This window comes from Pseudonocardia sp. Cha107L01 (assembly GCF_052566575.1).
The window spans coordinates 5,833,250-5,857,872 of record NZ_CP199579.1 but is presented as its reverse complement, the minus strand read 5'-3'; the positions used below and the strand labels follow the sequence as shown (position 1 = coordinate 5,857,872).

Sequence of the window (24,623 nt, the reverse complement as noted above, 5' to 3'; positions counted from 1 at the left end):
CGCTCTAGCCCTGTTCGGCGGGTGACTTCTGCTCGGCGAGGTACTTGTCCGACCAGGCCTGGATCGCGGCGCCGTTCTTGGCGTCCAGCTCGCCGTGCCGGGACCGGGCCCACTGCTCGGCCGCGAGCAGCCGCCGCTGGGAGGGCTGGAAGGCCGGCATCACGTGCCGCGCGAACAGTTCGTAGTGCCGCTGGGTCGCCTCCCAGTTGGCCCAGTCGTGCTGCATCATCATGTAGCAGCCGAACCCGCCGGCGGACTGCTCGACGAGCCGCTGGATCTGCGCGATCGCCTCGTCCGGGGTGCCAATCACGCCGAGGCCGGTCTCGTTGATCCAGGCCACCCGCTCCTCGAAGGTGTCGCCCTGGGCGCGGAAGGTGGGCAGGGCCAGCGTCCGCTGGGTGTAGTCGCAGAACTGGTCGAAGCCGTAGCGGACGTCCTCGATGGCCTGCTTCTTGGTCTCCGCTATGTGCATCGGGCCGACGAGGCGCCAGGCGGAGCGGTCGGTGCCCCGGTCGTGTTTGCCCGCCTCGGCCTCCACCACGTTCCAGTGGTGGGCGAGCACGTCGAAGCCCTCCCGGGTGGTGGCGCCGAGGGACAGCAGACCGAGACCGTGGGTGCCGGCCAGGATGGGCCCGGCGGGGGAGGCGGTGGCCGCGACCACGACCTCGAAGCATGGGTCGGAGTACGGGGCGAGCTGGGTGCGCGCGTCGACGAGCCGGTAGCGGTCGGTCTGCGCGTTGACCCGCTCGTCGGAGAGCAGCAACCGCAGCAGCACCTCCAGGTCCTCGGCCAGCGCGGGGCGCAGCTGCGCCGGCTCCAGGCCGATCATCTCCGCATCGGTGGGCAACGAACCGGGACCGACCCCAAGCATCAGCCGGCCGCGGATCAGGTGGTCGACCAGGATTGCCCGGTCCGCGATCCAGAGCGGGTTGTGGTAGGGCAGCGACACCACCCCGGTGCCCAGCTTGATGTTCCTGGTCAGCGCGCCGGCGTGCGCGATGAACGTGAGTGGATCGGCGATGATCTCGGTACCCGCCGAGTGGTGCTCGCCGATCCAGGCCTCGTCGTAGCCCAGCCGGTCCATCAGCTGCAGTGTCTCGAGGTTGCGCTGCAGGGAGGTGGTCACGTTCTGGGTCGGCGGACTGTTGAACGGCGGCATGAAGATGCCGAACCGCATCTTGTTCAAGGAGACTCCTAGGTCGTCGACAGTGGCCCCGATGGCAGTGCCGGTGAGATCGGCGTCGATCCCGGATCATGATGCCGCGCATCCCGCCCGGTCGCGCGGCAGCGGCGCGGACAGCCGCGTCGCACTCGGTTCGCCGGTTCGCCGGCCTCCTCCGTGGGACTGCCCCACAACGCTGTGAGCCATCGCGCACATTCGGCGCCGAAATGTGAGCCATCGCGCACACGCCGCCAAACGTCCCCGACCGCGCGCCACACCCCGGCGCCCCTCGGATCGGTCCGGGCAGCCGCGCGGACAGCCCGGTCGCGGCCGATTGCGCAGTTCGCGACCCGTGGTACGGCCACCCGGGGGCTCCCGCTTGACAGGATTTTGCCCGGGATTCACGCTCTGTGCCGGTAGTGATCGCGCGGGTGGGCGCCCGGTCGGCCGGGATACCCCCCGGGGCTACCTGGACGAGCAACGGAGGTCGTCGAATGTCGGCAGAGGCCAACGCCCCGGGCAAAGGCGCGATACGCAGCCTGATTCCCGCCAGGATCGACCGATTGCCCTGGTCGCCGTTCCACTCCAGGTTGGTCGCCGCTCTGGGCGTGGCGTGGATCCTGGACGGTCTGGAGATCACCGTCGCCAGCGGCGTTGGCAACCTCCTCACCAAGCCGGAGACACTCGGCCTGAGCTCGGCCGAGGTCGGTGCGGTCGCCTCCGTGTACCTCGTCGGTGAGGTCGTCGGGGCGCTGTTCTTCGGACGGCTGTCGGACAAACTCGGGCGCCGGAACCTGTTCATCCTGACGTTGGCCGTCTATCTCATCGGCAGCGGCCTCACCGCGTTCACCCTGGGCTCCGGCCCCGGCTGGGTCGCGTTCCTCTACCTCACCCGGTTCATCGCGGGCATGGGCATCGGTGGCGAGTACGCCGCGATCAACTCCGCGATCGACGAGCTCATCCCGTCGCGATATCGCGGCCGGGTGGACATCGGGGTGAATGGCACGTACTGGGCCGGCGCGATCCTCGGCACCCTCGGGACCTACATCATCCTCAATGAGGTCCATCCCAGCCTGGCCTGGCGGCTCGGTTTCCTACTCGGCCCGGTCCTCGGCCTCGTGATCATCTTCGTGCGGCGGAACCTACCGGAGAGCCCCCGTTGGCAGGTGATGAACGGGCGCACCGAGGAAGCCGAGAAGTCAATCAACTTCATCGAGCACGAGGTCGAGGCCAGCGGTAGGAAGCTGCCGCCGGTGGACCAGAGCAAGGTGATGGAGCTGACGCCGGCCGACGACATCGGCTACCTGGCGCTGACCCGGGTGCTGTTCCGGGACTACCCGACGCGGTCGATCTACGCGGCGACGTTGATGATCACGCAGTCGTTCCTGTACAACGCGATCTTCTTCACCTATTCGCTGGTGCTCGGGAAAGTCTATGGCGTGCCGGACAGCAACCAGTCGCTCTATCTGATCGGGTTCTGCGTCGGCAACCTGGCCGGTCCGTTGCTGCTCGGCCATTTCTTCGACACCATCGGCCGCAAGAAGATGATTTCCGGGACGTACATCCTGTCCGGGGTGCTGCTGGCGCTGAGCGCCGTGCTTTTCAACGCCGGCGCGCTGACAGCCTTCACCCAGACGCTCACCTGGTGCGTGATTTTCTTCTTCGCCTCGGCGGGCGCGAGTGCTGGTTACCTGACGGTGAGCGAGATCTTCCCGCTCGAAGTGCGAGCCAAGGCGATCGCGGTGTTCTTCGCCATCGCGCAGTGCTTCGGCGCGCTGGGCCCGATCATCTACGGCGCACTGATCGGAGACGGCTCGAACCCGTTCAACCTGTTCATCGGGTACATGGTCGGTGCGGTCGTGATGATCGTCGGTGGTCTGGTGACCATCGCGTTCGGGGTCGCCGCCGAAGGCAAGTCGCTGGAGGACATCGCGGCGCCGCTGGCTGCCAGGGGCCGCCCGGGCACCACCCGGGCCGAAGGGGCCGCCAGCCCGACGGCCTGAGTCCGGGCACTGACCGACGCGCAGAACGCCGCGAATAGCCAGATCGCCGACTACAACAAGTCACTGGGCGGCTGAGCACACCCGCCCGGTACCCGGACCTCACTCGTCCCATTCGCCTCATCAGAACCGGTGGTAACAGCCGTCCGCTGCTAGTGTGAGCCCGGTCGCACCCGCGTGTTTGGCACCCTGTCACAATGCGGTCACTGCTCGTCGTACCTCCGACACAGTGACCGGGCTCGCTCTCGGTGACACCGTCATCGTGGAGCACCGTGACAGGCGGGCCGATCGTGTCGACGACGAGGTCGAGAGGGAGGAACGTGCCGTGTCGGTAACTGTTCTCCAACCCGGTTCCAGCATGCTGGTTCGTGGCCTGGCCACCCGGGTGGACGTGTCGGCGCGGGCCGACTCGGTGAGCGGCGCGATCCTGAGCACGGTGTTCCCGGAACGGGCGAACGACGCCACCTTCGTGGCCACCCTGAGCCGCTGCTCGCAGGAGAACGTGGCCAGCGTGGTGGAGATCCTCGCCGGCCGGCTGGCGATGCACGACATCGACGCCCAGTGCGCCTGCGAGTTCGCCGGGCTGGTCGCCCGCCTCGGCATCCCGCTGGCCGAGCTGGAGCGGTCCTACTGGGTCGGGGTCGAGCGGCTCTGGCAGGACTGGTTCGATCTGTGCCGCAGCTCGACGGTGGAGGGCAAGGGCGACCTGCCGGACCTGCTCGGCGGATCCACGTCACTGCTGTTCGGCTACGTCGACCGGGTGCTCTCGCAGGTGGTGCAGCGCTACAACGCGGTCAGCGAAGAGATGTCGGCGACCTGTGAGGACCGGCGCCGGGATGTGGTGCTGCGGCTTCTCGACGGCTCGGTCACCGACGCCGGTGAGGCGGTCGACGCGCTGCTCGGCTACCGGATGCGGGCCACCCACGTCGGGCTGCTGTTCGACTCGGACCGGCGCCGCGAGGTGACCCGTGCGCTGGCCACCCTGCGCACCGAGTCGGGCGCGCGCTCCGCGCTGCTGGTCCAACCCGACGCCGGGACCTGGTTCGGCTGGCTCGGCTACCAGGACGGGATGGACGCCGCCCGGCTGGACGCGCTGCGGCGCACCGCGATCTCGATCGGCGAGCCGGTGGCGATCGGCGACCCGGCCCGGGGGCTGGACGGGTTCCGCCGCTCGCACCAGAGCGCCCGGCGCACAGCTGAGCTGAGGGACACCCTGCGCCGCGCGCCCAGTTGTCTGTGTGCGCGAGACCTGCGGCTGGAGACGTTCCTGCTGGAGAACCCGGGCTCGGCACGGCGGTTCGTGCGCGACGAACTCGGCGACCTGGCCGCCGGGACCGAACGCGCGCAGCGGATCCGGGACACCCTGCTGGCCTGGCTGGCGGTCGGCTCGCAGGCCAGGGCCGCCACCGATCTCGGGGTGCACGAGAACACGGTCCGCCTGCGCATCCGGGTCGCCGCCGAAGAGCTCGGCACCGCGCTGTCCGAGCGCCGCACCGAGCTCCTGGTCGCGCTGCGCCTCTGCGAGGCGCTCGGCCCGGAGGCCGACCCCGCCGAGCAGTGACGTCGGGGGAAACGTCACCGCCCGGCGAGGCCGGAGCGCGGCGTCACACCAGCGACGCCGACATCCCACCGTCGACCACGTAGGTCGAGCCGTTGGAGAACCTGGACCGGTCCGAGGCAAGGAAGACCGCGAGCGGGGCCACGTCGCCCACCTCGCCGAGCCGCCCCTGGGCCCCGTCGATCACCGCGCCGAAGTCGTCGATGCCGAGGCCCTGCTCGAACTGTGACGCCCGGTCCAGCACCAGGTCGGTGCCGATGAACCCGGGGGCGATCGCGTTGACCCGAACCCCGTGCCCACGCCACTCGACGGCCGCCGTCTGAGTCAGCGAGATGACCGCCGCCTTGGCCGCCGCGTAGTGCGCGATCAGCGGTGAGCCGGCGAGGCCGGTGATCGAGGCCATGGTGATGATCGAGCCGCCGCCGGTGGCAGCCATCGCCTTGCCGGCGTAGCGGACCGAGGAGAACACCCCGTCCAGGTTGACCGACATCACCGAGCGCCAGATCTCCAGGGTCATCTCGGAGATCGGGGTGACGGTGGCGATGCCGGCGTTGGCCACCATGATGTCCAGCGTGCCGTGCCGGGCCACCACGTCCTCGATCAGCGCGGCGACCGCCGCGTCGTCGCGGACGTCGCACACCGCCGACTCACCGTGGAGGAGGCCCTCGGCGGTCTTGCGGGCGCCGTCGCCGTCGACGTCGGTCACCACCACGTGGGCGCCCTCGGACGCCAGCTCGACCGCAATGGCCGCACCGAGCCCCTTGGCCCCACCGGTGACGATCGCGATCTTGTCCTTGAGTAGGTCAGCCATCAGAACAAGCTCCCGGTCAGTCCGCTGTCGAGTACGTAGTGCGAGCCGGTGACGAACTTCGCGTCGTCCGAGGCGAGGAACGCCACCATCTCGGCGACCTCCTCCGGAGTGCCGAGACGCTGCTGCTTCACCGCGACCAGATCGTCGAACTTCGCGCCGGTGGCCCCCTCGAACGGGTTGACCAGCCGGTCGACCATCTGAGTGCTGATGAACGACGGGCACACCGCGGTCACCCGGATGCCTGCCGCCCGGAGCTCGATCGCGGCGGTCTCGGTCAGCCGCAGCACGGCGGCCTTGGAGGCGCAGTAGGAGCCGAGCAGCGGGACCCCGCCGAGCCCGGCCACCGACGACATGTTCACGATCACGCCGCCGCCTGCCGCCACCAGTGCCGGGGTCTGGTGCTTGATGCCGAAGAAGACGCCCTTGACGTTGATCGCCATGAGCCGGTCGAACTCTTCCTCGGTCTGCTCGACCAGCGGCTTGGCGATCTCGATACCGGCGTTGTTCACCGCGATGTCCAGCCCGCCGAGGGCATCCACGGTCGCTTGGACCGAAGCCGCGACCTGGTCCTCCTTGGTGACGTCGCAGACCACCGCGTGCGCCGCGTCGCCGAGGTCGGCGACCGCCTTCTCGAGCAGGTCCCCGTCAATGTCAGTGAGCACGACACGGGCGCCGCGCTCGACGAACAGCTCGGCGACGGCGCGGCCCAATCCTTGGGCGGCGCCGGTCACCAGCGCTCGTTTGTCCTTGAGGTCAGAGAGCATGGCGCGAGGCTAGGGGCGGCGGAGGTGCGGCCGGTATGTCGAAATCCCACTGTCGCACCCCACCGGTAGGTGGTGTCTCCACATTGGCGGGCGGGCGCGGTGCGGCCAAGATCTCCGGGGAGGGCCCGCCCAGCTCCAGCACAGGCTCGCCCAGCCAGGACGGAAGGACCGATACATGTTGGTGCACAGTGCCGGTGCGCTGCTCGAGCGTTGCGGGCTCGCGTACGGGCCGCAGACCGCCGTGGTCTACGGCGACCGGCGGATCACGTACACGGAGCAGATCGCGCGCATCCGCCAGACCGGGCGGGCGTTGCTCACCCTGGGCCTGGAGAAGGGTGACCGGGTCGCGGTGCTGATGGCCGACCGCCCGGAGCTGCTCGACGTCTACTACGGCGCGCTGTGGGCCGGGCTGGCGATCGTCCCGCTGAACGCCAAGGCCAGCGCGTCGGACCACGCCTACATCATCGGCGACTGCGGTGCCCGTGTCGTGGTGCACGACGGCAGCAAGGCGGACCGGGTCGACGGCGCCCGTGGCGAGACCGACATCGAGCACGTGTTCAGCGTCGACGAGGAAGCGGTGCTGGGCGGGGGCGGTTACCTGCCGCACCTGGTGGCCAAGCAGTCCGACGGACCGGGGCGGCCGGAGGTCACCCCGGACGACCGGTACGGCATCTTCTACACCGGCGGCACGACCGGCCGACCCAAGGGCGTCGAGCACAACCACCGGGCGTTCGTCGCGGCGATCATGAGCGAGATGCTGGAGCTGGGCCTCGGCGAGCGGGACCGGTTCGCCCACGTCGCCCCGCTGACCCACGCGGGCGGCCTGTTCGTGCTCCCGGTCTGGCTGCGCGGCGGCACCAACGTGATCCTCGGCGGCTTCAACCCGGACCAGTTCAAGGCGACCGTCGCGGCGGAGAAGATCACCTCGTCGATGATGGTGCCGACGATGCTGTACGTGCTGATGGACAGCCTCAAGAACGGCAGCGAGGGCCTGGAGTCGCTGTCCACAGTGATCTACGGCGCCTCGCCGATCGGCAAGGAGCGGCTGCTGCAGGCGATCGACACCTTCGGCCCGATCTTCTCGCAGCTCTACGGTCAGACCGAGGCGCCCAACCAGCTCACCGTGCTGCGCAAGAGCGACCACGCCATGGCCATCGAGAGCGGCGACCTGACCCCGCTGTCCTCCTGCGGGCGGCCGGTGGGGATCGCGGACGTGCGTCTGGTGGACGACGACCTCAAGGACGTCGCGGACGGCGACCCCGGCGAGATCGTGGCCCAGGGTCCGCACATCATGCGCGGCTACTGGAACAGGCCGGAGGAGACCGCCGCCGCGCTGCGCGACGGCTGGCTGTGCACCGGTGACGTGGCCAAGGCCGACGAGCGGGGCTTCCTCTACATCGTGGACCGCAAGAAGGACATGATCATCTCGGGTGGCTTCAACGTCTACCCGAAGGAGGTCGAGGCCACCCTGTTCGGCCACCCGGCGGTCAAGGACGTCTGCGTCATCGGGGTACCAGACGACAAGTGGGGCGAGAGCGTCAAGGCCGTCGTGGTCCTGGACCCGGACGTGTCGGTCGAGGCCGGCGAGCTGATTGCCTACGTGCGGGAGCGCAAGGGCCCGGTGCTGACCCCCAAGACGGTGGACTTCGTCGACGCCATCCCACTGACCGCCGTGGGCAAGCACGACAAACCGGCGCTGCGCTCCGCGCACTGGGGCGGCCGCGACCGAGGCGTCAACTGACCATTTCGAGTACCAAACCCGTGAGTGGCGAGTGGTCCTATCGGACCACTTGCCACTCACGGCCTCTGAGCAGGGAGTACGTGGAATGAGCACTGACAAGCCCGTCGTCATCTACGGCGCGAGCGGCTACACCGGCCGGTTGATCGCGGAGTACCTCCGCGAGTTCAACCTGCCGTTCATCGCCGCCGGCCGGGATGCCAAGCGCATCGCGGAGGCCATCGAGAACGTGCCCGGCATCGACACCATCGAGTACGAGATCGTCGAGGTCGAGCACACCGTCGAGGCGCTGACCGAGCTGTTCACCGGTGCCAAGGTCATCTGCAACACGGTCGGGCCGTTCGCCAGCTTCGGCGACGAGGTCGTGCAGGCCGCGCTGGCCGCCGGCTGCCACTACCTGGACACCACCGGCGAGCAGAACTGGGTGCTGCACGCCCGGGACGCCTACGGCCAGAAGTTCGCCGACGAGGGCCTGCTGCTCGCCCCGTCCACCGCGTACATGCACTCGGTCAGCGACATCGCGGCGAACGTCGTGCTGGAGACCGAGGGCATCGACAGCCTGGAGCTGCTCACGCTGTTCTCCGGTACACCGACGTTCGCCTCCACCCAGAGCATCTTCACCATCCTGGCCGCCGACCACTTCTACCTCGAGCAGGACAAGCTCGTGCAGTGGCCGGGCGCGGCCGCGTACAAGGTGCAGGTCCCGGGCCAGCACGAGATCTTCACCGCGCTGCCCTGGGGCGGCAGCGCGCACCCGGTGTGGTGGCAGGACGACCCGAGGGTGGCCAACGCCCGCGCCCTGTCCGGCGTCTTCGACCAGGCCCTGATGGACGGCGTGGCCGCGATGGCCAAGCACTTCGAGGAGAACATCAAGCCGCTGCCGCCGCTGGAGCAGAAGAAGGCGCTGGAGGAGCAGGCCTCCGGCGTGCAGGGTGGCATGCCGCCGAGGGAGAACCGGCGGATCCACCGCACCCTGGACTCGGTGATCGGCCGGGGGCCCAACAAGCTGGTGCACTGCGTCATCCACGGCAATGCCACGTACCTGCAGACCGGTGCGATCCAGGCGTTCGCCGCCCGCCAGCTGATCGTGGCGGGGCCGCGCAAGGCCGGCTTCGCCTCCGCCTGCCAGGCGTTCGGCCACCGGGAGCTACTCGGCATGCTGCAGGGCTTCGGCTTCCTGGGCGACCCGATCGTCACGGGACACGTCGGCTAGTTCTGCCCTGCCCACGGACTCGGCCCGGCCTGACCCCCACCAGGCCGGGCCGTTCTTTCTCAAGTCCGGGGGTGCGGCGAGTGCCCCGGGATCAGATCGACCCGGGGGCGCCGCTGCACCAGGAGGTGAGCTGGCGGTCCAGGTCGCGGTACCACTGCCGGCGCCGGGTCGAGTCCTGCGTGCCCGGCTCGGTGCCCAATGGCCAGCCCGGGTCGGTGACGGCGTAGCTGAGCCGGTAGGCGAGCAGCTGGACGGCGAGCTCGCGCCAGCCCGCCGCCTTGGCACTCGGTGGCACACCGAGCGACTCGACCAGCCAGTTCGGCAACGGCTCGCCGCGTTCGACGGCCGCCGAGGTCCGGATCCGCAGCCGGGTGGTGAGCGTGGCCCAGGCCCGGTGGCCCTCGGCAATCTCGCGGCCGTACCGCTCCCGGACACCCTGGTCGTGGGCCAGCTGGCGGCGGGCGTTGTGCGCGGTGTTCAGGGTGCGCCGCCGCCTGGGCAGCAAGACGGCCAGCTCGGCGCGCGCGGCCTCGAACACCTGCGCGGCCTCGCGGTGGCGTTCCTGGTCGGCGCGGGTGGTGGCGATGGTGCGGGAGGCCGCGACGGCGGTGTCCCTGGCGTAGTCGTAGCGCTGCTGCCACTGCCGGCACGCCTCGATCGTCTGCTCGCAGGCCGCCCGCAGCCGCGGTGTCACCAGCATCCGGCTCAGCGTCTGGGCGTACTCCGCGGCGACGGCCAGCTCCACCAGCTCAGGGTCGGCGAGGTCGAGCTCGGTGAGGTCGTTCCCGTCGGTGCCCCAGGCCAGCTGCTCGAGCCGGTGCAGCCGTCGTTCCAACGCGGCGATCAGGTGATCGGCCGGCCTCCGGTCGGTCCGCTCGGCAAGACCCTCGTCGCCGGGCACGCGGGGCTCCGGCAGGTGGGTCAGCTCGGTGCGCGGCTGGGGCGCGGTGGCCGGTTCCGCGCTGTTCGGCACCGCGCTGTTCGGCACCGCGCTGTTCGGCACCGCGCTGTTCGGCACCGCGCTGTCGCGGGGGAGGTCGAGGTCGCGGTCGAGCAGGTCCAACCGGCGTTCCAGGTCGGTGTAGTCATCCACCGTGTGACCAGCTCCCCTCAGTCCCGGGCCGGCTCGAGTACGGGGCCGGTCGCGCCGCCGCCGACCGACCCGGGCGGCACCACCGGGATCACCTTGCGGCTTCGGCCCCTGGCAACGCGGTCCGGGGCGTTGCGGCGGCGCACAGCGAGGGTCCCGACAGACACCACGACCACGGCCAGCAGGACCGAACCGGCGGCCACCCGCGAGACGAACAGACCGAGAACGGGCGCGGCCAGCGCGAGACCGATCGCGGCGAGCAGCAGTACCCCCGCGATGCTGAACCCGATCCGCCCGGCCCGCTGCCGGGCAGCCCGCTGGATCTCGCTGACCTCGGCCTCGACGCGGAGCAGTTCGGCGGTCAGGTCGAGCAGCTCGGCGGTGGCATCCTCGTAGCGGTCGTCATCCTGGTCCATGGTCTGCAGCAGCACGTGCCGTTGCCACAGTTCCCCGCGCAGCGCGACCAACTGCCCGGCGGGCGCGACTCCTGGCGCACCCGCCACAACAGCCTCCGCTGTGCGGACCATAACCATATGATGACGGAACTTCTCACTCGATTGAATGACGAATTTCCCCGAGAGAGCGCTTCTGTATCACCAACGGTAGTTATATCAACGCACCTGTGGCGTTCAGGTGATCATGAGTATCGCTGAGTAGGGCGAATTCACGCAGCTCATCGGCCACGCACAGCGCGGCCTGTGCATCGACCGACGGTGTGACAAGATCCACACAGCCCGGCGGACGAAAGTTGGCCCCCGGCACCGTCCGCGGCGCCCCGGCCGCCCTGTGACGGGGGCGGGGGAGTGCGCACCCCCTCGGTCGGTGCATGCTAGAGGCATGGGTCTCGGGGTTCAGTTCGCCATCTACTACGTGCTGTTCTTCTTCTGGCTGGCACTGGTCGCCCGGCTGGTGGTCGAGGTCGTGAAGAGCTTCGCCCGCCAGTGGCGCGGGCCGCACTCGGCGATCGCGGCCGGCACCCTGGAGATCGCCTTCGTGGTCACCGACCCGCCGATCCGGCTGCTGCGCAGGCTCATCCCGCCGGTACGGCTCGGCGCGGTCAACCTGGACCTGTCGATCACCGTGCTGTTCTTCGTGGTGTTCATCGCGATGAGCGTGGCGCACCCCTGAGCGGCTGTCGGCCTCAGCAGTCCGCGCGGTGCCGGCCGACGTAGTCGCGGTCCGACGACTCCATACGCGACGACTCCCAGCGCGGCGACTCCTGGCGCGACTCCCACTGTGCCGAACGGGCGCCCGACGAGACCCCGTACGACCGGGGTCCGCTGTCCCGCCACTGCTGGGCGGCCTGGAACGGGTTGCTGATCCGCCGCCCCCAGCGGGACCCGTCCTGAGCGTCGTGACCCCGCCAGCCGTCGGTGTGTCCGGACCAGTGCCGGCTGGTCTGTCCGGCGAAGTCCTGGGTGTCCTCGTCGCTGGAGTCGGAGTCCTCAGCGTCGGAGTCGTCGGAGTCGCTGTCGGCGGCGTCCTCGAGCTGGTGCAGGGCCACCGTGACGGTGCGCTTGGGCAGCGGCCCGGCAGCAAGGTCCACCAGATCCTTGGCGTTGAGCGGCGCGCGCTCGTCGGACTTCGTCCTCGCCGTGGAACCGTCCTTCGGCGTAGGCAGGACGCGGACCGGCGCCAGCGCCTCCGGGGCCTTCGTCGTCGCCGGGGTGGCCGGGACGGGAGTCAGCGCCAGCGGGGTACCGGGGGTCCTGCCGAGCGGAGCGGATTCGAGGTGGACCGCACTCACAGTGCCGACCGACCCCAGGGCCAACACTGAGCCGGCCAGCACGATCCGGGTGGGCATCGAATGCATCGGGGTTGCTCCGTTCGCCGTAATCAGTACCGCTGTCTGGAGCATCGGTGGCGGGGCGGGGCCCGTTATCGTGATCACACCATCGAGCTACCGATCACTGTCGGCGCTGATACCGGTCGGCGCGGAGACCGGTCAGTGCGCAGGGGAGACCGCGTCGAGCTCGGGCCGGGACGCACCCGCCGGCGCGGCACGGGAGCCCCCGGCCGATCCGGTGGACTGGTCGGCCGGGCGGTGGAAGACGTTGGAGCGCAGCAGCAGTGCGAGCCCGACGCCGAGCAGGGTGAGCCAGGACGTCACCAGGAACAGGTTGTCGATCGCCGCGACGAACACCCGGCCGGAGATCGCCTGGTAGAGCGCGTAGTGCCCGAGAATCGGCGGTGCGCCCGGTGGGCCGACCGCCGGGACCACCAGGTCGGGGCGCAGCCGTGCGGACCGGTCCGCCATCAGTTGGGCCCGCTGGCTGGTCAGCATCGCGGTGAGCACCGCCAGCCCGAGCGCCGCGACCGAGCGCTGCACCACGTTGTTGAACGCGCTGGCCCGGCTGACCAGCTCGGGCGGGATGACCGAGAGGCCGCCGGTCATGATCGGCATCATGGCGAGGCCCATGCCGACGGCCCGGAACGCGAGCAGCCCCATGACGTGCGCGCGCGGTGCGTCGACGGTCAGGTTGTGCAACAGGTAGGTGCCGGTCGCCAGGATCAACAACCCGACACTGGCCGGCAGCCTGGGCCCGATCCGGTCGTAGAGCCGGCCGGAGATCGGCATCAGCAGGCCCATCACCAGCGCCTGCGGGAACAGCACCAGGCCGGTCTCGAAGGCGCCGAGGTGCTGAGCCTGCTGCAGCAGCAGCGGCACGTAGAAGAGCACGCCGAACAACCCCACCGACAGCACCGCGATGAGCAGCAGCGAGTTGGTGAACGGCCAGTAGCGGAACACCCGCACGTCCAACAGCGGCTCCTCGACCTCCAGCTCGATCACCACGAACAGCGCCAGGGCAAGCCCGCTGTAGGTGAACAGCATCAGGATCCGGTAGGAGTCCCAACCCCAGCTGGCGCCCTCGGACAGCGCGAGCAGCAGGGCGAACAGCCCGCTGGAGATGGCAAGGAAGCCCGGCAGGTCGAAGCGGCCGGCACGACCGGCGGGGAAGGCGGGCAGCACCACGAGTGCGGCGACGAACCCGATCAGCCCGACCGGCACGTTGATGAAGAAGATCAGCCGCCAGTCCACCTACTCGACCAGGTAACCGCCGAGCGTGGGCCCGATGGCCGGGGCGAACACGATGCCGAACCCGTACATGCCCATCGCGGCGCCGATCTTCTGCTTCGGCACGATGCGGTAGACCATCGACAGGGTCATCACCGGCAGGATGCCGCCCGGGATGGCCTGGACGATCCGGAACGTGACCATGCTGTTCAGGTCCCAGGCCAGCCCGCAGAGCGCGGAACCGGCCGCGAAGGCAAGCAGGGCGACGTTGTAGACCCTGGCCATGCCGAGTTTGTCGCCCAGCCAGCCACTCAGCGGCACCACCACGCCCAGCGCCAGCGAGTACCCGGTGGCCACCCACTGCACGTCGTCGGTGGTCGCGCCGAAGTCCTTCTGGATGGTCGGGATCGCCACGTTGACGATGCTCACGTCCAGGACGGACATGAACATGCCGACGATCAGCACCGCCAGCGGCAGTCCCCAGCGGACCGGTGGCGGGGAAGGGGCGGCGGCGCCCGTCATGGGCGAAGGGTAGTCCGGGTCACCTGTCAGCCAGCCGGTTTCCGCTGGTGGACCGCCCGGTCGGCCCTGTTCGGCTAGTCCGTCCGGCGGGCCTACTCGTCCTGTCGGACGAGCCGCAGGGCGAGCGTCGGGCAGGCGGCGGCGGCGCGGCGGGCGTGCGCCACCAGCTCGGCGGGGACCGCCCGGTCGGCGAGCAGCGGATAGCCCCACTCGTCCAGGTCGACAAGCTCGGGGAGCAGCTCCTGGCACAGCCCGTGCGCCCGGCAGCCGATCGGGTCGACCCGCAACCGGGCCCGGGACCGCCGCCTCATCGCCAGCCCCGTTCCGCGTTGGTCAGCTCCCGCAGCACCGCCACCGCGTCGACACCGCGGCGGCCGCAGGGGCGCCCGTCGGCGTGCTGCGCGACGTCGTCGGCGAACACCTCGAGCGCACTGGCGGCCAGCCGGACCGCGCCGTCCGGGTGGCCGCAGGCACCTCGGCCGGGGATGACGCCGAGGCGCCGGCGCAGCCGCTCCAGCAGCTCGGCACGGCCGGTGCCCTCCGCCAGGGCGTGCAGGTCGGCGGCCACGGCCGGCAGGCCGAACATGCACGGCCCGCACTGGCCGGCCGACTCGCCGGCCAGGTACCCGACGACAGCCGAGGTCACCGCCAGGCCACACACCTCGGCCGGCAGCACCAGCAGGGACGCCAACCCGAGTGAGGGGCCGGTCCAGCCGGGTCGCCGGTAGTCCAGCGGCACGCTCGCGGCACCCTCGAGCGGGAGCCAGGTGCCGCCGAGGCCACCGAGCAGCACGGCGCCCGCCGGACCGGTGACCCCGCCGGCGAGCCGGGCCAGCTGACCGGCCGGGCTGCCCAGGTCCACCTCGTACACCCCGGGCCGGTGCACCGCGCCACCGATCGTGACCAGGGCGGTCCCCGGCGAGTCCTCGGTGCCCCGGCCACGGAACCAGTCCGCGTCGTGGCGGGCCAGCAGCGCGAGGTGGGCCAGGGTCTCCACGTTGTCGAGCAGGGTCGGGCGGCCCTGGACACCGCGCTCGGCGGGCAGCGGCGGCGAACTGGTCGGTCGGGCGTCACCGGTGGTCAGGAAGTTGACCAGGGCGGACGCCTCGCTGGCGACGAACCGGCGCGGCGTGGTCACCACGTGTACCTGGGCGGGGTCCTCGAGGCGCCGGGCGACGGCGTCCTCCAGCGGTTCGACCAGCGCGCTGCCCCTGGGCACGCAGACGATGGCCTGGTCGGCGCCGACCGCGTGCGCGGCGAGCGCCAGGCCGTCCAGCACCAGGTGCGGCGCGGCGTACAGCAGCAGCTGGTCCTTGGCGCTGGTCGGGTCGCCCTCGCAGCCGTTGGCGACCACCACCGGGCGACGCCGGCCGGTGGCTGCCCCGGCGACCGCCGCCATCTTGCGGGCGGTGGGGAAACCGGCGCCGCCCCGGCCGCGCAGCCCGGCGTCCTCGGTGAGCTCACGCAGCCGCTCCGCGCCGTGCCGGCCGGCGAAGCGCGCGCGGGGCAGCTCGCCGTAGCGGCGCAGGTGTTCCTCCAGGTCGGCGGGCTGACCGGTGGCCAGCCAGCCGGCGAGCAGCCGCGGCGCCGACGGGGCGGCCGGGGGTGCGGCGGGGCGCCGGGGAGCGGGTCTGGCCGGTGCGGGTGTTGGGGCCGCCCGGCGGGTGAGCGGCGCGGCGGGCTGCTGGAGGGCGGGCTGCTGGAGGGCGGGCTGTTGGAGGGTGGACCACGGGGTGGCCGGCGGGGCGTCCGGCGAGGGGGACCACGGGACGACCGGCGGGGTGGTCCCGGTGCCCGGCGGTGGTGTGCCCTGGCGGCTCGGCGGCGCGGGTGGCCGGACGGCGTGCAGTGGGCCGGAGGACAGCACCGGTCGGCGCTGACCGGGGATCGCCGGGATACGGGGGATGGGAATGGCCCCGCCGGGCGCGGCGGAGGTGTCCAAGCCGCCGCGTGAGCTGGTGCCGTTCGCTCCGGGGCTCGCGGCCAGATCGGCGTGGGCACCCGGATCCGGGGCCAGCTCGGTGTCCAGGTCCACGCCTACGTCGGTGTCCAGGTCAGTGTCCAGACCCAGGATGCTGGCCATGTCCAGCACCTTGCCCAACCCGGCGACCGTGCGCGGATGGACCTGGCGCGGCGCCGGCACACCGGGAACATGGTGGGCGCCCGGAACGCGGCGCGGCAACACCGAGCCGGGACCGACGGACGGCGCCGGTGCGACGGACGGGCCGGCCACGGCTCTCGGCGGCGCGCTCCGCAGCGGGATGGGCTGGGTGTGCTCCGGGCCGAGCGGCGGTCGGGCCGTCGGCACGCCGTGGCGCGCGTGCGCCGCGGGCACTGCTGCTGGGACTGCCGCCGTCGCCGTCGCCGTCGCCGTCGCTGCTGGCACCGGCACCGGCTCTGCCTGTGGTGCCCACGCCGGCTCGGCGACCGGGACCGGACTGGGAACTGAGTGGCGGCCCATCGTCATCGCCCCCCGAGGGTTGCCGCGCGCCGGGCGGCGCTGTCCGGGTGGCCGCGACCGCGCAGTCGGCCGACCACCGCGGCGACCACCACGAGCGCACAGCTCACGTTGAGGCTGATCACCCAGGTCAGGCCGGCGTCCTTGCCACCGATGCCGAGCCCGTGCACCAGCGCGACCGGCCAACAGACGTAGCCGACCCGGTGCACCGCGCGCCAGAGCCGCACGCTGATCCGGGTCCGCAGCATGCTGGTCACCAGTACCGCGATCAGCACGTCCAGAGCGACCGCGCCGAGCCCCAGCCAGAACGGGTGGTACACCGACACGAACGGCAGCACGGTGTCGATCCAGCCGATCCCGGCGTACGGGTCGACGACCGCGCTGGCTACGTGCACGGTCAGGAAAAGCACGCTGATCAGCGCGATGTTGCGGTGCAGCGCGGCCAGGGTGAAGCGCGGCCAGCGTTCGCTCACGGCCCGCCCGCCGCCCACGATGCCGAGCACCAGGCTCAACGTGAGCAGGACGAGCGCGACCAACCCGGTGGCCCTACTGGCGAACCAGAGTGCGTGGTCCACCGATCACACCCCTTCCTCGGTCATCGGCCAGCCGGCGGTGTGCACCACCTGGCCCGTCTCGGTGACCAGCCTCGCCGGCAGACCGCGGCTGGCCAGCCAGTCGGGCGCCACGCCGCCGAGCACGATCGCCGCGGTGCTCGCGATGTTCGCGTCCATGCAACTGCCGGCCGCGACGCTCACCGTTCGCCACAGCGGCGCCGGGTTGTCGCCGGTCCTCGGGTCGACGATGTGGTGCCGGCGGCGGCCACCGTGCCGCCACGCGCGTGCCACCGTGCTGGAGGTGGCGAGCCCGCCGGAGGCCACCGAGATGGTCTGCGCCGGGGAGTCCAGGGCGTCGCGGTGGTCGTCGGCCACCGCGACCCGCCAGCCGCCCTCGGGCGGTGTGCCGGCCATCCCGAGGTCACCGCCGAGGCCGACGAGCACGCCGCACCCGGTGACCTCGGCGGCGCGCCGGGCGGCCCGGTCGGCGGCGAGCGCCTTGGCGGTGGCGCCGAGGTCCAGCGAGACACCGCGGGGGAGCAGGAGCTCGCGGGCGGCCGGGTCCCAGTGCAGCCGCCACCAGCCGGGCGCCGGTCGGGGCTCCTCGACCGGCGCGGAACCGCCGCTGCCTCGGCCGTCGACACCGCCCCCGTCGGCGCCACGCCGTGACTCAAGCGCCTGGACCTGGGCGAAGTCCCGGTCGTAGCCCAACGCGCGCACCGCCGCGCCGACCGTGGGGTCGACAAGGCCGCCGGTGATCGCGGCGGCCCGCAGCGCGGCGTCCAGCGCCTCGGCGAGCAGGGGACTGACGATGACAGTGCGGCCGGCGGCCCGGTGCAGCTTGGTGATCTCGGAGTCGGTCCGGAACCGGCTGCACACCCGGTCGATCTCGGCGAGCTCACCGCGCAGCACCTCGGCCGCCCGGTCGAGCAGTCTCGGCTGGGTCACCAGCAGCAGGGCGGAGGTACCCAACGCGGTCAGCTCGAATCGGCCGGGGAGGGTGAGCGCGCCGTTCATGAAGCACCCGAGGGCGCCTGGGCGGTCTCCTTCGGTGCCACAGCACGGGGTGCCTGCTCGGGCGCCCGGAGCCGCTCGGGCCCGGTCACCGACTTCGGTGCGGCGGCCGGGATCCGTACCGCCGCGGCCGTCGGTGTCCTGGCGGGCCCGGCGGGCGGCACGACGGCCGCCGCCGTGTGGTGGGCGCCGACGGACCGGGTGACGTCGGCGACGCTGTCCACCGGCCGTACGGCGGCGGTTTCGGCCGGCGCGTGGGCGTGCGACGGCGCGGCGGGCGGTGTGTGGCCGGCGGCGAGTACCGCGCCGAACGCGGCGGCCAGTGCGGTCGCGCCGGCCGCGCTGCTGGCGGTGACCACGGTGACCCGCTGCTGCCCGCGCTCGCGCTGGCGGCGCAGGCTGCGGAGATGCTGTCCCATCTGACTTCGAGCTCCTCGTTTCGGGGGGAGCCGGCGCACGACACGCGTCGCGCACCGGGCCGATCAGCTCGCGCTGTCCGCTGGGGATCGGACAGGGGGGAGCACGCGCTGCTCGGGCTGGAGCGGATCCGAATGTAGGCAGCCGTTCCGGCCAGGTCGCCGTACCTGAGAGGCGGGGTTACGCGGTATCGGTGACAGGTGCCCCGGTGGCGTCGAGCAACGTGGGATTGCTCCGTTCGCGGCGCCCAGTACGCCAGTTGGCCCTGTAGCTCGCTCAGGTCGGGCTGAACCGCCGGTCAGCGGTGGGCAGTGCCGCGTTCGAGCGGGGTGCCCAATGCGACAAGAGCGTTTCAACCGTGTCCACGAGTACCGCCGGTACGGGCATTTTATTAGGGTGTCGGGGTGTCGGCACCGCGCATTGTGCGGTGTCGAAGGGGCCGATGCGCGGGAGTGAGTTGGGCATGGGGGAGATTTCGGTGCACCAGTGTGCCTTGCCCGGGTGCGAAGTGAGCATCGAGCAGGTGCCGGGTAAACCGGCCCGGAAGTACTGCAGCGCGGCGCACCGGGCGGCCGGGCGGCGCTTGCGCGGCGGCCTGGACGACGGCGAGCTGGACTATCCCGCCGAGACCGGTCGGTTGGCGGTGGGCGCTTCGGCCCGCCCCGCCGCGGCACCCGGCGCCGGCTACCCACCCCCTGCCGCCCCGCGCCCGCAACCCCCGGCGAGCCGACCAGCGCCTGGGGGACCGCCGCCCAGCGAGCCCGCGTGGTCGGCCGACGCGATGGCTCCGGACCGCGGTCAGGGCCACCCCGGTCCGCCGCCGAACCGGCCGGCGCCGACCAGCTACGGGTTCACCGGCAGCGCGGCGGACCTCACCGACGACATGATCGTCCGATCGAGGGCCGACCGGCCGGCGACGGGCTGGCGCGGTGCGGTGTTCTCCGCGTCCGGCGGGCGGATCAACCCGGGCGTGAGCGAGGCGGAGGCGGCGCGCAACGTGCTGCTGCGCAGGATCCGCCGGAACCTGCCCGGCGCGCACCAGATCGCGGTGAGCTCGCTGAAGGGCGGGGTCGGCAAGACCACGGTGTCGGCGGTGCTGGGGCTGACGTTGGCCGAGTACCGGGGCGACCGGGTCGTCGCGGTCGACGCGAACCCCGATGCCGGCACGCTGGCCGACCGGCTGACCGGGGAGATCGGGGTGACGGTCCGGCAGATGCTGGAGAACATCGCCAACATCGACTCGCTGACCGCGGTGTCGCACTACACGAGCCTGGCCGGGCGGCTGCAGGTGCTGGCCTCCGAGCAGGACCCGGCGATGAGCGAGGCGTTCAACCGCACGGAGTACGAGCAGATCTGCGCGGTGCTCGCCAAGTTCTACAACATCATCATCACCGACTCCGGCACCGGGCTGGTGCACTCGGCGATGGAGGGCACCCTCGCGCTGGCCGACTCACTCGTGGTCGTCGGGTCGCCCACGGTGGACGGCTCCTCACGGGCGTCGAAGACGCTGGACTGGCTGGTCGCGCACGGCTACGCCGAGCAGGTGGCCGACGCCGTCGTCGTGCTGTGCCTCGACCGGGTGAGCCCGGAGATCGACCGGGACCGGGTCCGCGACCACTTCCTGGCCCGCACCCGGGCCGTGGTGGAGATCCCGTACGACCCACACCTGGCCACCGGCGGGCGGCTCGACCTCGGCGCCATGCGGGAGGAGACGCAGCTCGCGTTCCTCGAGCTCGGCGCGCTGATCGCCGACGAGTTCTCCGCCTGAGGAGACTCGGCGGGCCGCGGCAGGGCGGTTATCTGGCGAGCGCCCGCGCCGGTGTGGAATCGCCGGCCTGGACGTGCAGCTTGCCGTCCTTGCCGGGCACGCACAGGCCGTGCTTGGCGGTGCCCCGCACGAACGCGGTGAGGCAGCCCGCCAGCTGGGTGTGCCCCACCGCGTTCGGGTGGAAGGACTCCTGGGCGAGGTGGGTGATCGCGGCCGCGCCGCCGGTGGCGAACGCCTTCGGGTCGACGGTGAGCCGGCGCTGCCACTCCGGGCCGGCGGAGGTGCACGCCTCGTGGCCCTCGGTGGCCCTGGACAGGTCGAGGAACCGCGCGCCGACCTTGTCGGCCACCCCGCGCAGCGCGGCGGACAGCTGCGGTACGGCGACGGTGCGGCCCCAGCGGGCGTCCTCGGCGCGGTACGGGCAGCCGACGAAGCCGTGGGTCTTGGTCATTGTCTCGGTGACCGGCGATGCGTAGGACGCGAGCACCAGCACGTAGTCCTTGTCCTGGTAGCCGGCCTGGCGCATGGCGGTGCGGACATCGGTCAGCGCCTTCTGCACCTTCGGCGCCATTGCGGTCAACCGGGCCGGCCACTGGGTGGCGAGGGACTTGGCGCAGCCGGGCAGTGACGGGTTCAGGAAGGCCGCCACGCAGCGCACCATCGAGCTGCCGAAGGACGGGTCGTCGTTCGCGCCGAGCTGGGCGACCACGGTGGTGACCTTGTAGTTCTTGGCGAGCTGGCCCAGCCGCCGTGCCTGCGAGCCCTCGGTGTCGTGGGTGGCCGTGCCGAAGCCGACGTTCGCCGAGGTCGCACCCGAGCAGGCCAGGTTGATCGCGGTGCTGGCCAGCCCGGTGTGCCGCACGTAGGCGTGCGACGACCGGTGGCACCAGTCACCCTTCTCGCCCCGGGTGCCCGCGTCGTAGTCGCCGGCGCCCTCACCGGATGCCGAGCTGTCCCCGAGTGCCACGATCGCGGTGCGTTTCGCCGGTGCGGGTGGCGCGGCCGAGGCGGTACCCACCCCCGGCAGCACCGCCGTGACCAGCCCGAAGAGCAGTGCGGCCGCCGCGATGCGGGTGGTGCTGGTGGTGGCTCGTCGGGGCACCGGATCACCGTAACCAGTGATCGACGCGAGGTGAATTAACCGAACGTGTAGGCAGTCGCCCCGGACGGCGGCACCCAGGGCCGTTAATTCGTGTCGGCGTTGCACCACCGGGGCAATCTCGGGGTCACCCCGAGTGCGAACTCAGGGGCTCCACCGAGTTCAGGATGGGCCGGGGCCGGGCACTCTTGGTTCAGCGGGCGATTCGGTGCCCGCTGACTACGCAAGCTGACAAAGAAGGAGGCAGTCGTGAGTTCGACGTTGACTCGTCCTCGGCACGGAACGGTCATTGCGGGGGTGTGCGCCGGCCTGGCCGACCGATTCGGGATGAGCCCGTTCGTGGTCCGGCTGCTGTTCGTGCTGTCCTGCCTGCTGCCCGGCCCGCAGTTCGTCATCTACCTGGTGCTGTGGGTGATCATGCCGAAGCGCCCGGTCTGAGCGCCGCCGCGGCTCTCCGAGTCAGGACACTAGGCTGGCCCGGTGACCTCGACCTCGGCTTCGGCCGCTTCGACACAGGCGCCGTCACCGCCCCGACCGACCTGGCCCACCCGCTTCGGCGGGCCGGGCTGGCGGGTGCCGGTGGCCCGGCTGGTGGCGGCGCCGACCGGCGGCGTGCTGATGTACCTGGCCTGTGCGCCCAGGACGCTGTGGTGGCTGGCGCCGATCGCGTTCGCGCTGCTCGGCGCGGTGCTGCGGGGTCGGCGCTGGCGGGCCGGCCTCGGCCTGGGCCTGCTGTTCGGGCTCGCCTACTTCGCGCCGCTGCTGCCCTGGGTCGGGATCTACGTCGGACCGGTGCCCTGGTTGGCGCTGGCCGTGATGGAGGCGCTGTTCGTCGGTCTCGGCTGCGCGCTCATCGCGGTGGCGTCGCGGCTGCCGGCCGCCCCGGTCTGGATGGCGGCGCTGTGGGTGGCCACCGAGGCGTTCACCGCCAGGTTCCCGTTCGGTGGCTTTTCCTGGGGCAAGGTGGCGTTCTCCCAGGCCGACGGGCCGTTCCTGCGACTGGCCGCACTCGGCGGCACCCCGCTGGTCTCCTTCGCCGTGGTACTGACCGGCTTCGGGCTGGCCGCGCTGGCGCGCACGGCGCACTGGCCGCCGCGCGGCTGGCGGCCGGGCTGGGCGGCGGTGGCCTGCGTACTGGCACCGGTACTGGTCGCGGTGGCGGTACCGGCGTGGCTGACCGGCGCCGCCGGGCCACCGTTGCGCACCATCACGGTCGCCGCCGTGCAGGGCAACGTGCCCCGACTCGGGCTGGACTTCAACGCCCAGCGCCGGGCCGTGCTCGACTACCACGTCCGGCGCACCCTGCAGTTGGCCGACGACATCGCCGCCGGCAAGGTGCCGCACCCGGACCTGGTGATCTGGCCGGAGAACTCCTCCGACATCGATCCGCTGCGCAACCCCGACGCCTACGCCGAGATCAGCGCCGCGGTGGACCGGATGCGGGTGCCGATCCTGGTCGGCGCGGTGCTGGTGCTGCCCGACGACGTACACACCGCGAACTCCGCGCTGGTCTGGGTACCCGGCGTCGGGCCGACCGAGCGCAACGACAAACGCCGGGTGCTGCCGTTCGGCGAGTACCTGCCGTGGCGCGGCTTCTTCCGGCTGCTCTCCCCGTACGCGGACCGGGCCGGCAACTTCGTGCCGGGCAACGGGCCGGGTGTGGTGACCATGGCCGGCATCCCGGTCGGGGTGGCCATCTGCTGGGAGGTCGCCTTCGACGACCTGGTCGACGACAGCGTCCGCAACGGCGCACAGCTGCTCGCGGTGCCGACCAACAACGCGACGTTCGGCGAGTCGGACATGACCTACCAACAGCTGTCGATGTCCCGGTTGCGCGCGGTCGAGCATGATCGGGCGGTGGTGGTCGCAGCCACGAGTGGGGTGAGTGCGATCATTGCACCGGACGGAGCCGAGGTTGCCCGGACGCCGGTGTTCACGCCGGCGGCGCTGGTCGAGCAGGTGCCGTTGCGGACGACGACTACCCTGGCTACCCGGCTCGGTGCGGGGCCGGAGTGGTTGCTCGCGGTCCTGGGCCTGGTTGCCTTCGGGATCGCCTGGCGCCGTGGTGCGGCCGGGGTGACACCCGGGCCGCCGGTCGACCCTGATGAGACGCGAGAGGACGAGGATGGCTGACCAGCACGCCCACGACGGCACGAAGTCGTTAGTGGTGGTCATCCCGACCTACAACGAGCGCGACAACCTGCTGCAGATCGTGCACCGGCTGCACGCGGCCGTGCCCACCGCGCACGCGCTGATCGTCGACGACGCCAGCCCGGACGGCACCGGCGAGCTGGCCGACGGGCTGGCCGCCGAGGACGACCGGGTGCAGGTGCTGCACCGGCAGGCGAAGGACGGTCTCGGCGCCGCCTACCTCGCCGGCTTCAGCTGGGCGCTGGCCCGGGACTACCAGGTCGTGGTGCAGATGGACGCGGACGGGTCACACCCTCCGGAGGCGCTGCCGGGAATGCTCGAGGAGCTGGCCGGAGCGGACCTGGTGCTCGGCTCCCGGTACGTACCCGGTGGCACCGTGGTGAACTGGCCGAAGCACCGGCAGCTGCTCTCCCGCGGCGGCAACCTTTACTCCCGGTTGGCCCTGGGCGTGCAGATCAAGGACATCACCGCCGGCTACCGGGTGTTCCGCCGCCACCTGCTCGCCGAGCTGGCCCTCGGTGAGGTCAACTCGCAGGGCTACTGCTTCCAGATCGACATGGCCTGGCGCGCGGTGCGGGCCGGCTTCCGGGTCCACGAGGTGCCTATCACGTTCACCGAGCGGGAGCGGGGCAACTCGAAGATGAGCGGCTCGATCGTCCGCGAGGCGCTCTGGCGGGTCACCCGGTGGGGCGTGACCAGCCGGCTGGGGCTGGGCGAGGAAGACCAGCCCCGAGACGCGGTTTCGGCTTGAACGCAGTGTCGGCCTGACCCCCGGGGGATCAGGCCGACACGGTTACCGCTCTCGACTGCCGCGGCTCGGTTCAGTTCAGTGCGCTGACTACGAACGTCAGCCGCGCGTCACGCGCTCTTCGAGCGACGGCCGCGCAGTTCTTCGAGCCGCTCGGCGAGCAGTTCGTCTAACTCGGCGAGCGAGCGACGCTCGAGCAGCATGTCCCAGTGCGTACGCGGGGGCTTGACCTTCTTCGACTCCGGCTCGACACCGTCGATCAACTTGGAAACGCTGCCGTGCAGGCGACATTCCCAGTTCATCGGAGGCTCTGCGTCGTCGGAGAAGGGGACGTCGAAGTCGTGTCCCTTGGGGCAGGCGTACTGGACCGACCGGCGCGGCGCGAGGTCGTGATTGCGGTCGGTCTCGTAGCTGACAGCCCCGAGCCGGCTGCCTCGCAGCACACGGTCCGCCATGGTGTAGTCCTCTCACTATCGTGGCCCGGAGGAGGGATCCCGGGCTTGCAGTACCTCGTGTAACGTCGCCCCTAGCGCGTACGTT

22 protein-coding genes and 1 pseudogene are annotated in these 24,623 nt (G+C 71.6%); 9 read left to right on the top strand and 14 right to left on the bottom strand.

All coding sequences use genetic code 11. The annotated features are described in order from the left end of the window. Positions 1 to 4: 4 nt before the first annotated feature. Positions 5 to 1,177: an LLM class flavin-dependent oxidoreductase gene (locus tag ACTXG6_RS27410; protein ID WP_445190120.1), complete on the bottom strand. Its 1,173-nt coding sequence runs from the start codon at positions 1,175 to 1,177 to the stop codon at positions 5 to 7. A 479-nt stretch (positions 1,178 to 1,656) separates the two neighbouring features. Between ACTXG6_RS27410 and ACTXG6_RS27405 the strand changes: the two genes are divergently transcribed. Next, positions 1,657 to 3,165 carry an MFS transporter gene (locus ACTXG6_RS27405; RefSeq protein ID WP_445182263.1) on the top strand — a complete coding sequence of 503 codons (1,509 nt, stop codon included), beginning with the start codon at positions 1,657 to 1,659 and terminating at the stop codon, positions 3,163 to 3,165. Positions 3,166 to 3,520: 355 nt separating this feature from the next. Beyond that, positions 3,521 to 4,723, top strand: a complete 1,203-nt coding sequence (locus ACTXG6_RS27400; protein WP_445182262.1) for a PucR family transcriptional regulator — start codon at positions 3,521 to 3,523, stop codon at positions 4,721 to 4,723. A 43-nt stretch (positions 4,724 to 4,766) separates the two neighbouring features. Here ACTXG6_RS27400 and ACTXG6_RS27395 read toward each other — a convergent pair whose 3' ends face one another. Both ACTXG6_RS27395 and ACTXG6_RS27390 read right to left on the bottom strand, forming a co-directional pair. Beyond that, the gene (locus ACTXG6_RS27395; RefSeq protein WP_445182261.1) at positions 4,767 to 5,531 is read right to left on the bottom strand and encodes an SDR family NAD(P)-dependent oxidoreductase; all 765 of its coding nucleotides are present in this window, start codon (positions 5,529 to 5,531) and stop codon (positions 4,767 to 4,769) included. Then, positions 5,531 to 6,295 carry an SDR family NAD(P)-dependent oxidoreductase gene (locus ACTXG6_RS27390; protein WP_445182260.1) on the bottom strand — a complete coding sequence of 255 codons (765 nt, stop codon included), beginning with the start codon at positions 6,293 to 6,295 and terminating at the stop codon, positions 5,531 to 5,533. Before ACTXG6_RS27390 ends, ACTXG6_RS27395 begins: the two co-directional genes overlap by 1 nt. Before the next feature lie 175 nt (positions 6,296 to 6,470). Here ACTXG6_RS27390 and ACTXG6_RS27385 point away from each other — a divergent pair, with 175 nt between their 5' ends. Together ACTXG6_RS27385 and ACTXG6_RS27380 are read left to right on the top strand one after the other, a co-directional pair. Beyond that, the gene (locus ACTXG6_RS27385) at positions 6,471 to 8,036 is read left to right on the top strand and encodes an AMP-binding protein (RefSeq protein WP_445182259.1); all 1,566 of its coding nucleotides are present in this window, start codon (positions 6,471 to 6,473) and stop codon (positions 8,034 to 8,036) included. A gap of 85 nt (positions 8,037 to 8,121) precedes the next feature. Then, positions 8,122 to 9,246, top strand: a complete 1,125-nt coding sequence (locus ACTXG6_RS27380; protein WP_445182258.1) for a DUF5938 domain-containing protein — start codon at positions 8,122 to 8,124, stop codon at positions 9,244 to 9,246. A 91-nt stretch (positions 9,247 to 9,337) separates the two neighbouring features. Here ACTXG6_RS27380 and ACTXG6_RS27375 read toward each other — a convergent pair whose 3' ends face one another. Next, positions 9,338 to 10,339 carry a hypothetical protein gene (locus ACTXG6_RS27375; protein ID WP_445182257.1) on the bottom strand — a complete coding sequence of 334 codons (1,002 nt, stop codon included), beginning with the start codon at positions 10,337 to 10,339 and terminating at the stop codon, positions 9,338 to 9,340. 17 nt (positions 10,340 to 10,356) lie between these two features. Further along, the gene (locus ACTXG6_RS27370) at positions 10,357 to 10,839 is read right to left on the bottom strand and encodes a hypothetical protein (protein WP_445182256.1); all 483 of its coding nucleotides are present in this window, start codon (positions 10,837 to 10,839) and stop codon (positions 10,357 to 10,359) included. 334 nt (positions 10,840 to 11,173) lie between these two features. Between ACTXG6_RS27370 and ACTXG6_RS27365 the strand changes: the two genes are divergently transcribed. Then, a complete protein-coding gene (locus ACTXG6_RS27365) occupies positions 11,174 to 11,464 on the top strand; it encodes a YggT family protein (protein ID WP_445182255.1) in 291 nt (96 codons plus the stop codon). Between the two features lie 13 nt (positions 11,465 to 11,477). Here ACTXG6_RS27365 and ACTXG6_RS27360 read toward each other — a convergent pair whose 3' ends face one another. The 7 genes and pseudogenes from ACTXG6_RS27360 to ACTXG6_RS27330 all read right to left on the bottom strand — a co-directional run bounded on the left by ACTXG6_RS27360 (position 11,478) and on the right by ACTXG6_RS27330 (position 18,319). Next, positions 11,478 to 12,149, bottom strand: a complete 672-nt coding sequence (locus tag ACTXG6_RS27360; RefSeq protein ID WP_445182254.1) for a hypothetical protein — start codon at positions 12,147 to 12,149, stop codon at positions 11,478 to 11,480. A 132-nt stretch (positions 12,150 to 12,281) separates the two neighbouring features. Further along, a pseudogene (locus ACTXG6_RS27355) lies at positions 12,282 to 13,802 on the bottom strand (DHA2 family efflux MFS transporter permease subunit). A 164-nt stretch (positions 13,803 to 13,966) separates the two neighbouring features. After that, positions 13,967 to 14,185 (bottom strand): ferredoxin, encoded by a 219-nt coding sequence (locus tag ACTXG6_RS27350; RefSeq protein ID WP_445182253.1) that lies wholly within the window; start codon positions 14,183 to 14,185, stop codon positions 13,967 to 13,969. After that, the gene (locus tag ACTXG6_RS27345; protein ID WP_445182252.1) at positions 14,182 to 16,266 is read right to left on the bottom strand and encodes an NADH-ubiquinone oxidoreductase-F iron-sulfur binding region domain-containing protein; all 2,085 of its coding nucleotides are present in this window, start codon (positions 16,264 to 16,266) and stop codon (positions 14,182 to 14,184) included. Before ACTXG6_RS27345 ends, ACTXG6_RS27350 begins: the two co-directional genes overlap by 4 nt. 71 nt (positions 16,267 to 16,337) lie before the next feature. Then, positions 16,338 to 16,907 (bottom strand): ferric reductase-like transmembrane domain-containing protein, encoded by a 570-nt coding sequence (locus ACTXG6_RS27340; RefSeq protein WP_445182251.1) that lies wholly within the window; start codon positions 16,905 to 16,907, stop codon positions 16,338 to 16,340. 3 nt (positions 16,908 to 16,910) lie between these two features. After that, positions 16,911 to 17,903: an FAD:protein FMN transferase gene (locus ACTXG6_RS27335; RefSeq protein WP_445182250.1), complete on the bottom strand. Its 993-nt coding sequence runs from the start codon at positions 17,901 to 17,903 to the stop codon at positions 16,911 to 16,913. Then, positions 17,900 to 18,319: a hypothetical protein gene (locus tag ACTXG6_RS27330; protein WP_445182249.1), complete on the bottom strand. Its 420-nt coding sequence runs from the start codon at positions 18,317 to 18,319 to the stop codon at positions 17,900 to 17,902. The genes ACTXG6_RS27335 and ACTXG6_RS27330 overlap by 4 nt, the downstream gene beginning before the upstream one ends. A 506-nt stretch (positions 18,320 to 18,825) precedes the next feature. Here ACTXG6_RS27330 and ACTXG6_RS27325 point away from each other — a divergent pair. After that, entirely contained in the window at positions 18,826 to 20,085 is a 1,260-nt protein-coding gene (locus tag ACTXG6_RS27325; RefSeq protein WP_445182248.1) for a nucleotide-binding protein, read from the top strand. Positions 20,086 to 20,113: 28 nt separating this feature from the next. Here the strand turns inward: ACTXG6_RS27325 and ACTXG6_RS27320 are convergent, their stop codons facing one another. Further along, a complete protein-coding gene (locus ACTXG6_RS27320) occupies positions 20,114 to 21,187 on the bottom strand; it encodes a GDSL-type esterase/lipase family protein (protein WP_445182247.1) in 1,074 nt (357 codons plus the stop codon). A 246-nt stretch (positions 21,188 to 21,433) separates the two neighbouring features. Here ACTXG6_RS27320 and ACTXG6_RS27315 point away from each other — a divergent pair, with 246 nt between their 5' ends. The 3 genes from ACTXG6_RS27315 to ACTXG6_RS27305 are packed head-to-tail and all read left to right on the top strand — an operon-like array spanning position 21,434 to position 24,086. Further along, positions 21,434 to 21,622: a PspC domain-containing protein gene (locus ACTXG6_RS27315; RefSeq protein ID WP_445182246.1), complete on the top strand. Its 189-nt coding sequence runs from the start codon at positions 21,434 to 21,436 to the stop codon at positions 21,620 to 21,622. A gap of 42 nt (positions 21,623 to 21,664) precedes the next feature. Continuing rightward, the gene (gene lnt / locus ACTXG6_RS27310) at positions 21,665 to 23,317 is read left to right on the top strand and encodes an apolipoprotein N-acyltransferase (RefSeq protein WP_445182245.1); all 1,653 of its coding nucleotides are present in this window, start codon (positions 21,665 to 21,667) and stop codon (positions 23,315 to 23,317) included. Beyond that, a complete protein-coding gene (locus ACTXG6_RS27305) occupies positions 23,310 to 24,086 on the top strand; it encodes a polyprenol monophosphomannose synthase (RefSeq protein WP_445182244.1) in 777 nt (258 codons plus the stop codon). The genes lnt and ACTXG6_RS27305 overlap by 8 nt, the downstream gene beginning before the upstream one ends. Positions 24,087 to 24,193: 107 nt before the next feature. On the opposite strand, the gene ACTXG6_RS27300 is transcribed toward ACTXG6_RS27305, so the two are convergent. Continuing rightward, the gene (locus tag ACTXG6_RS27300) at positions 24,194 to 24,538 is read right to left on the bottom strand and encodes an RNA polymerase-binding protein RbpA (protein WP_445182243.1); all 345 of its coding nucleotides are present in this window, start codon (positions 24,536 to 24,538) and stop codon (positions 24,194 to 24,196) included. Positions 24,539 to 24,623: the final 85 nt, after the last annotated feature.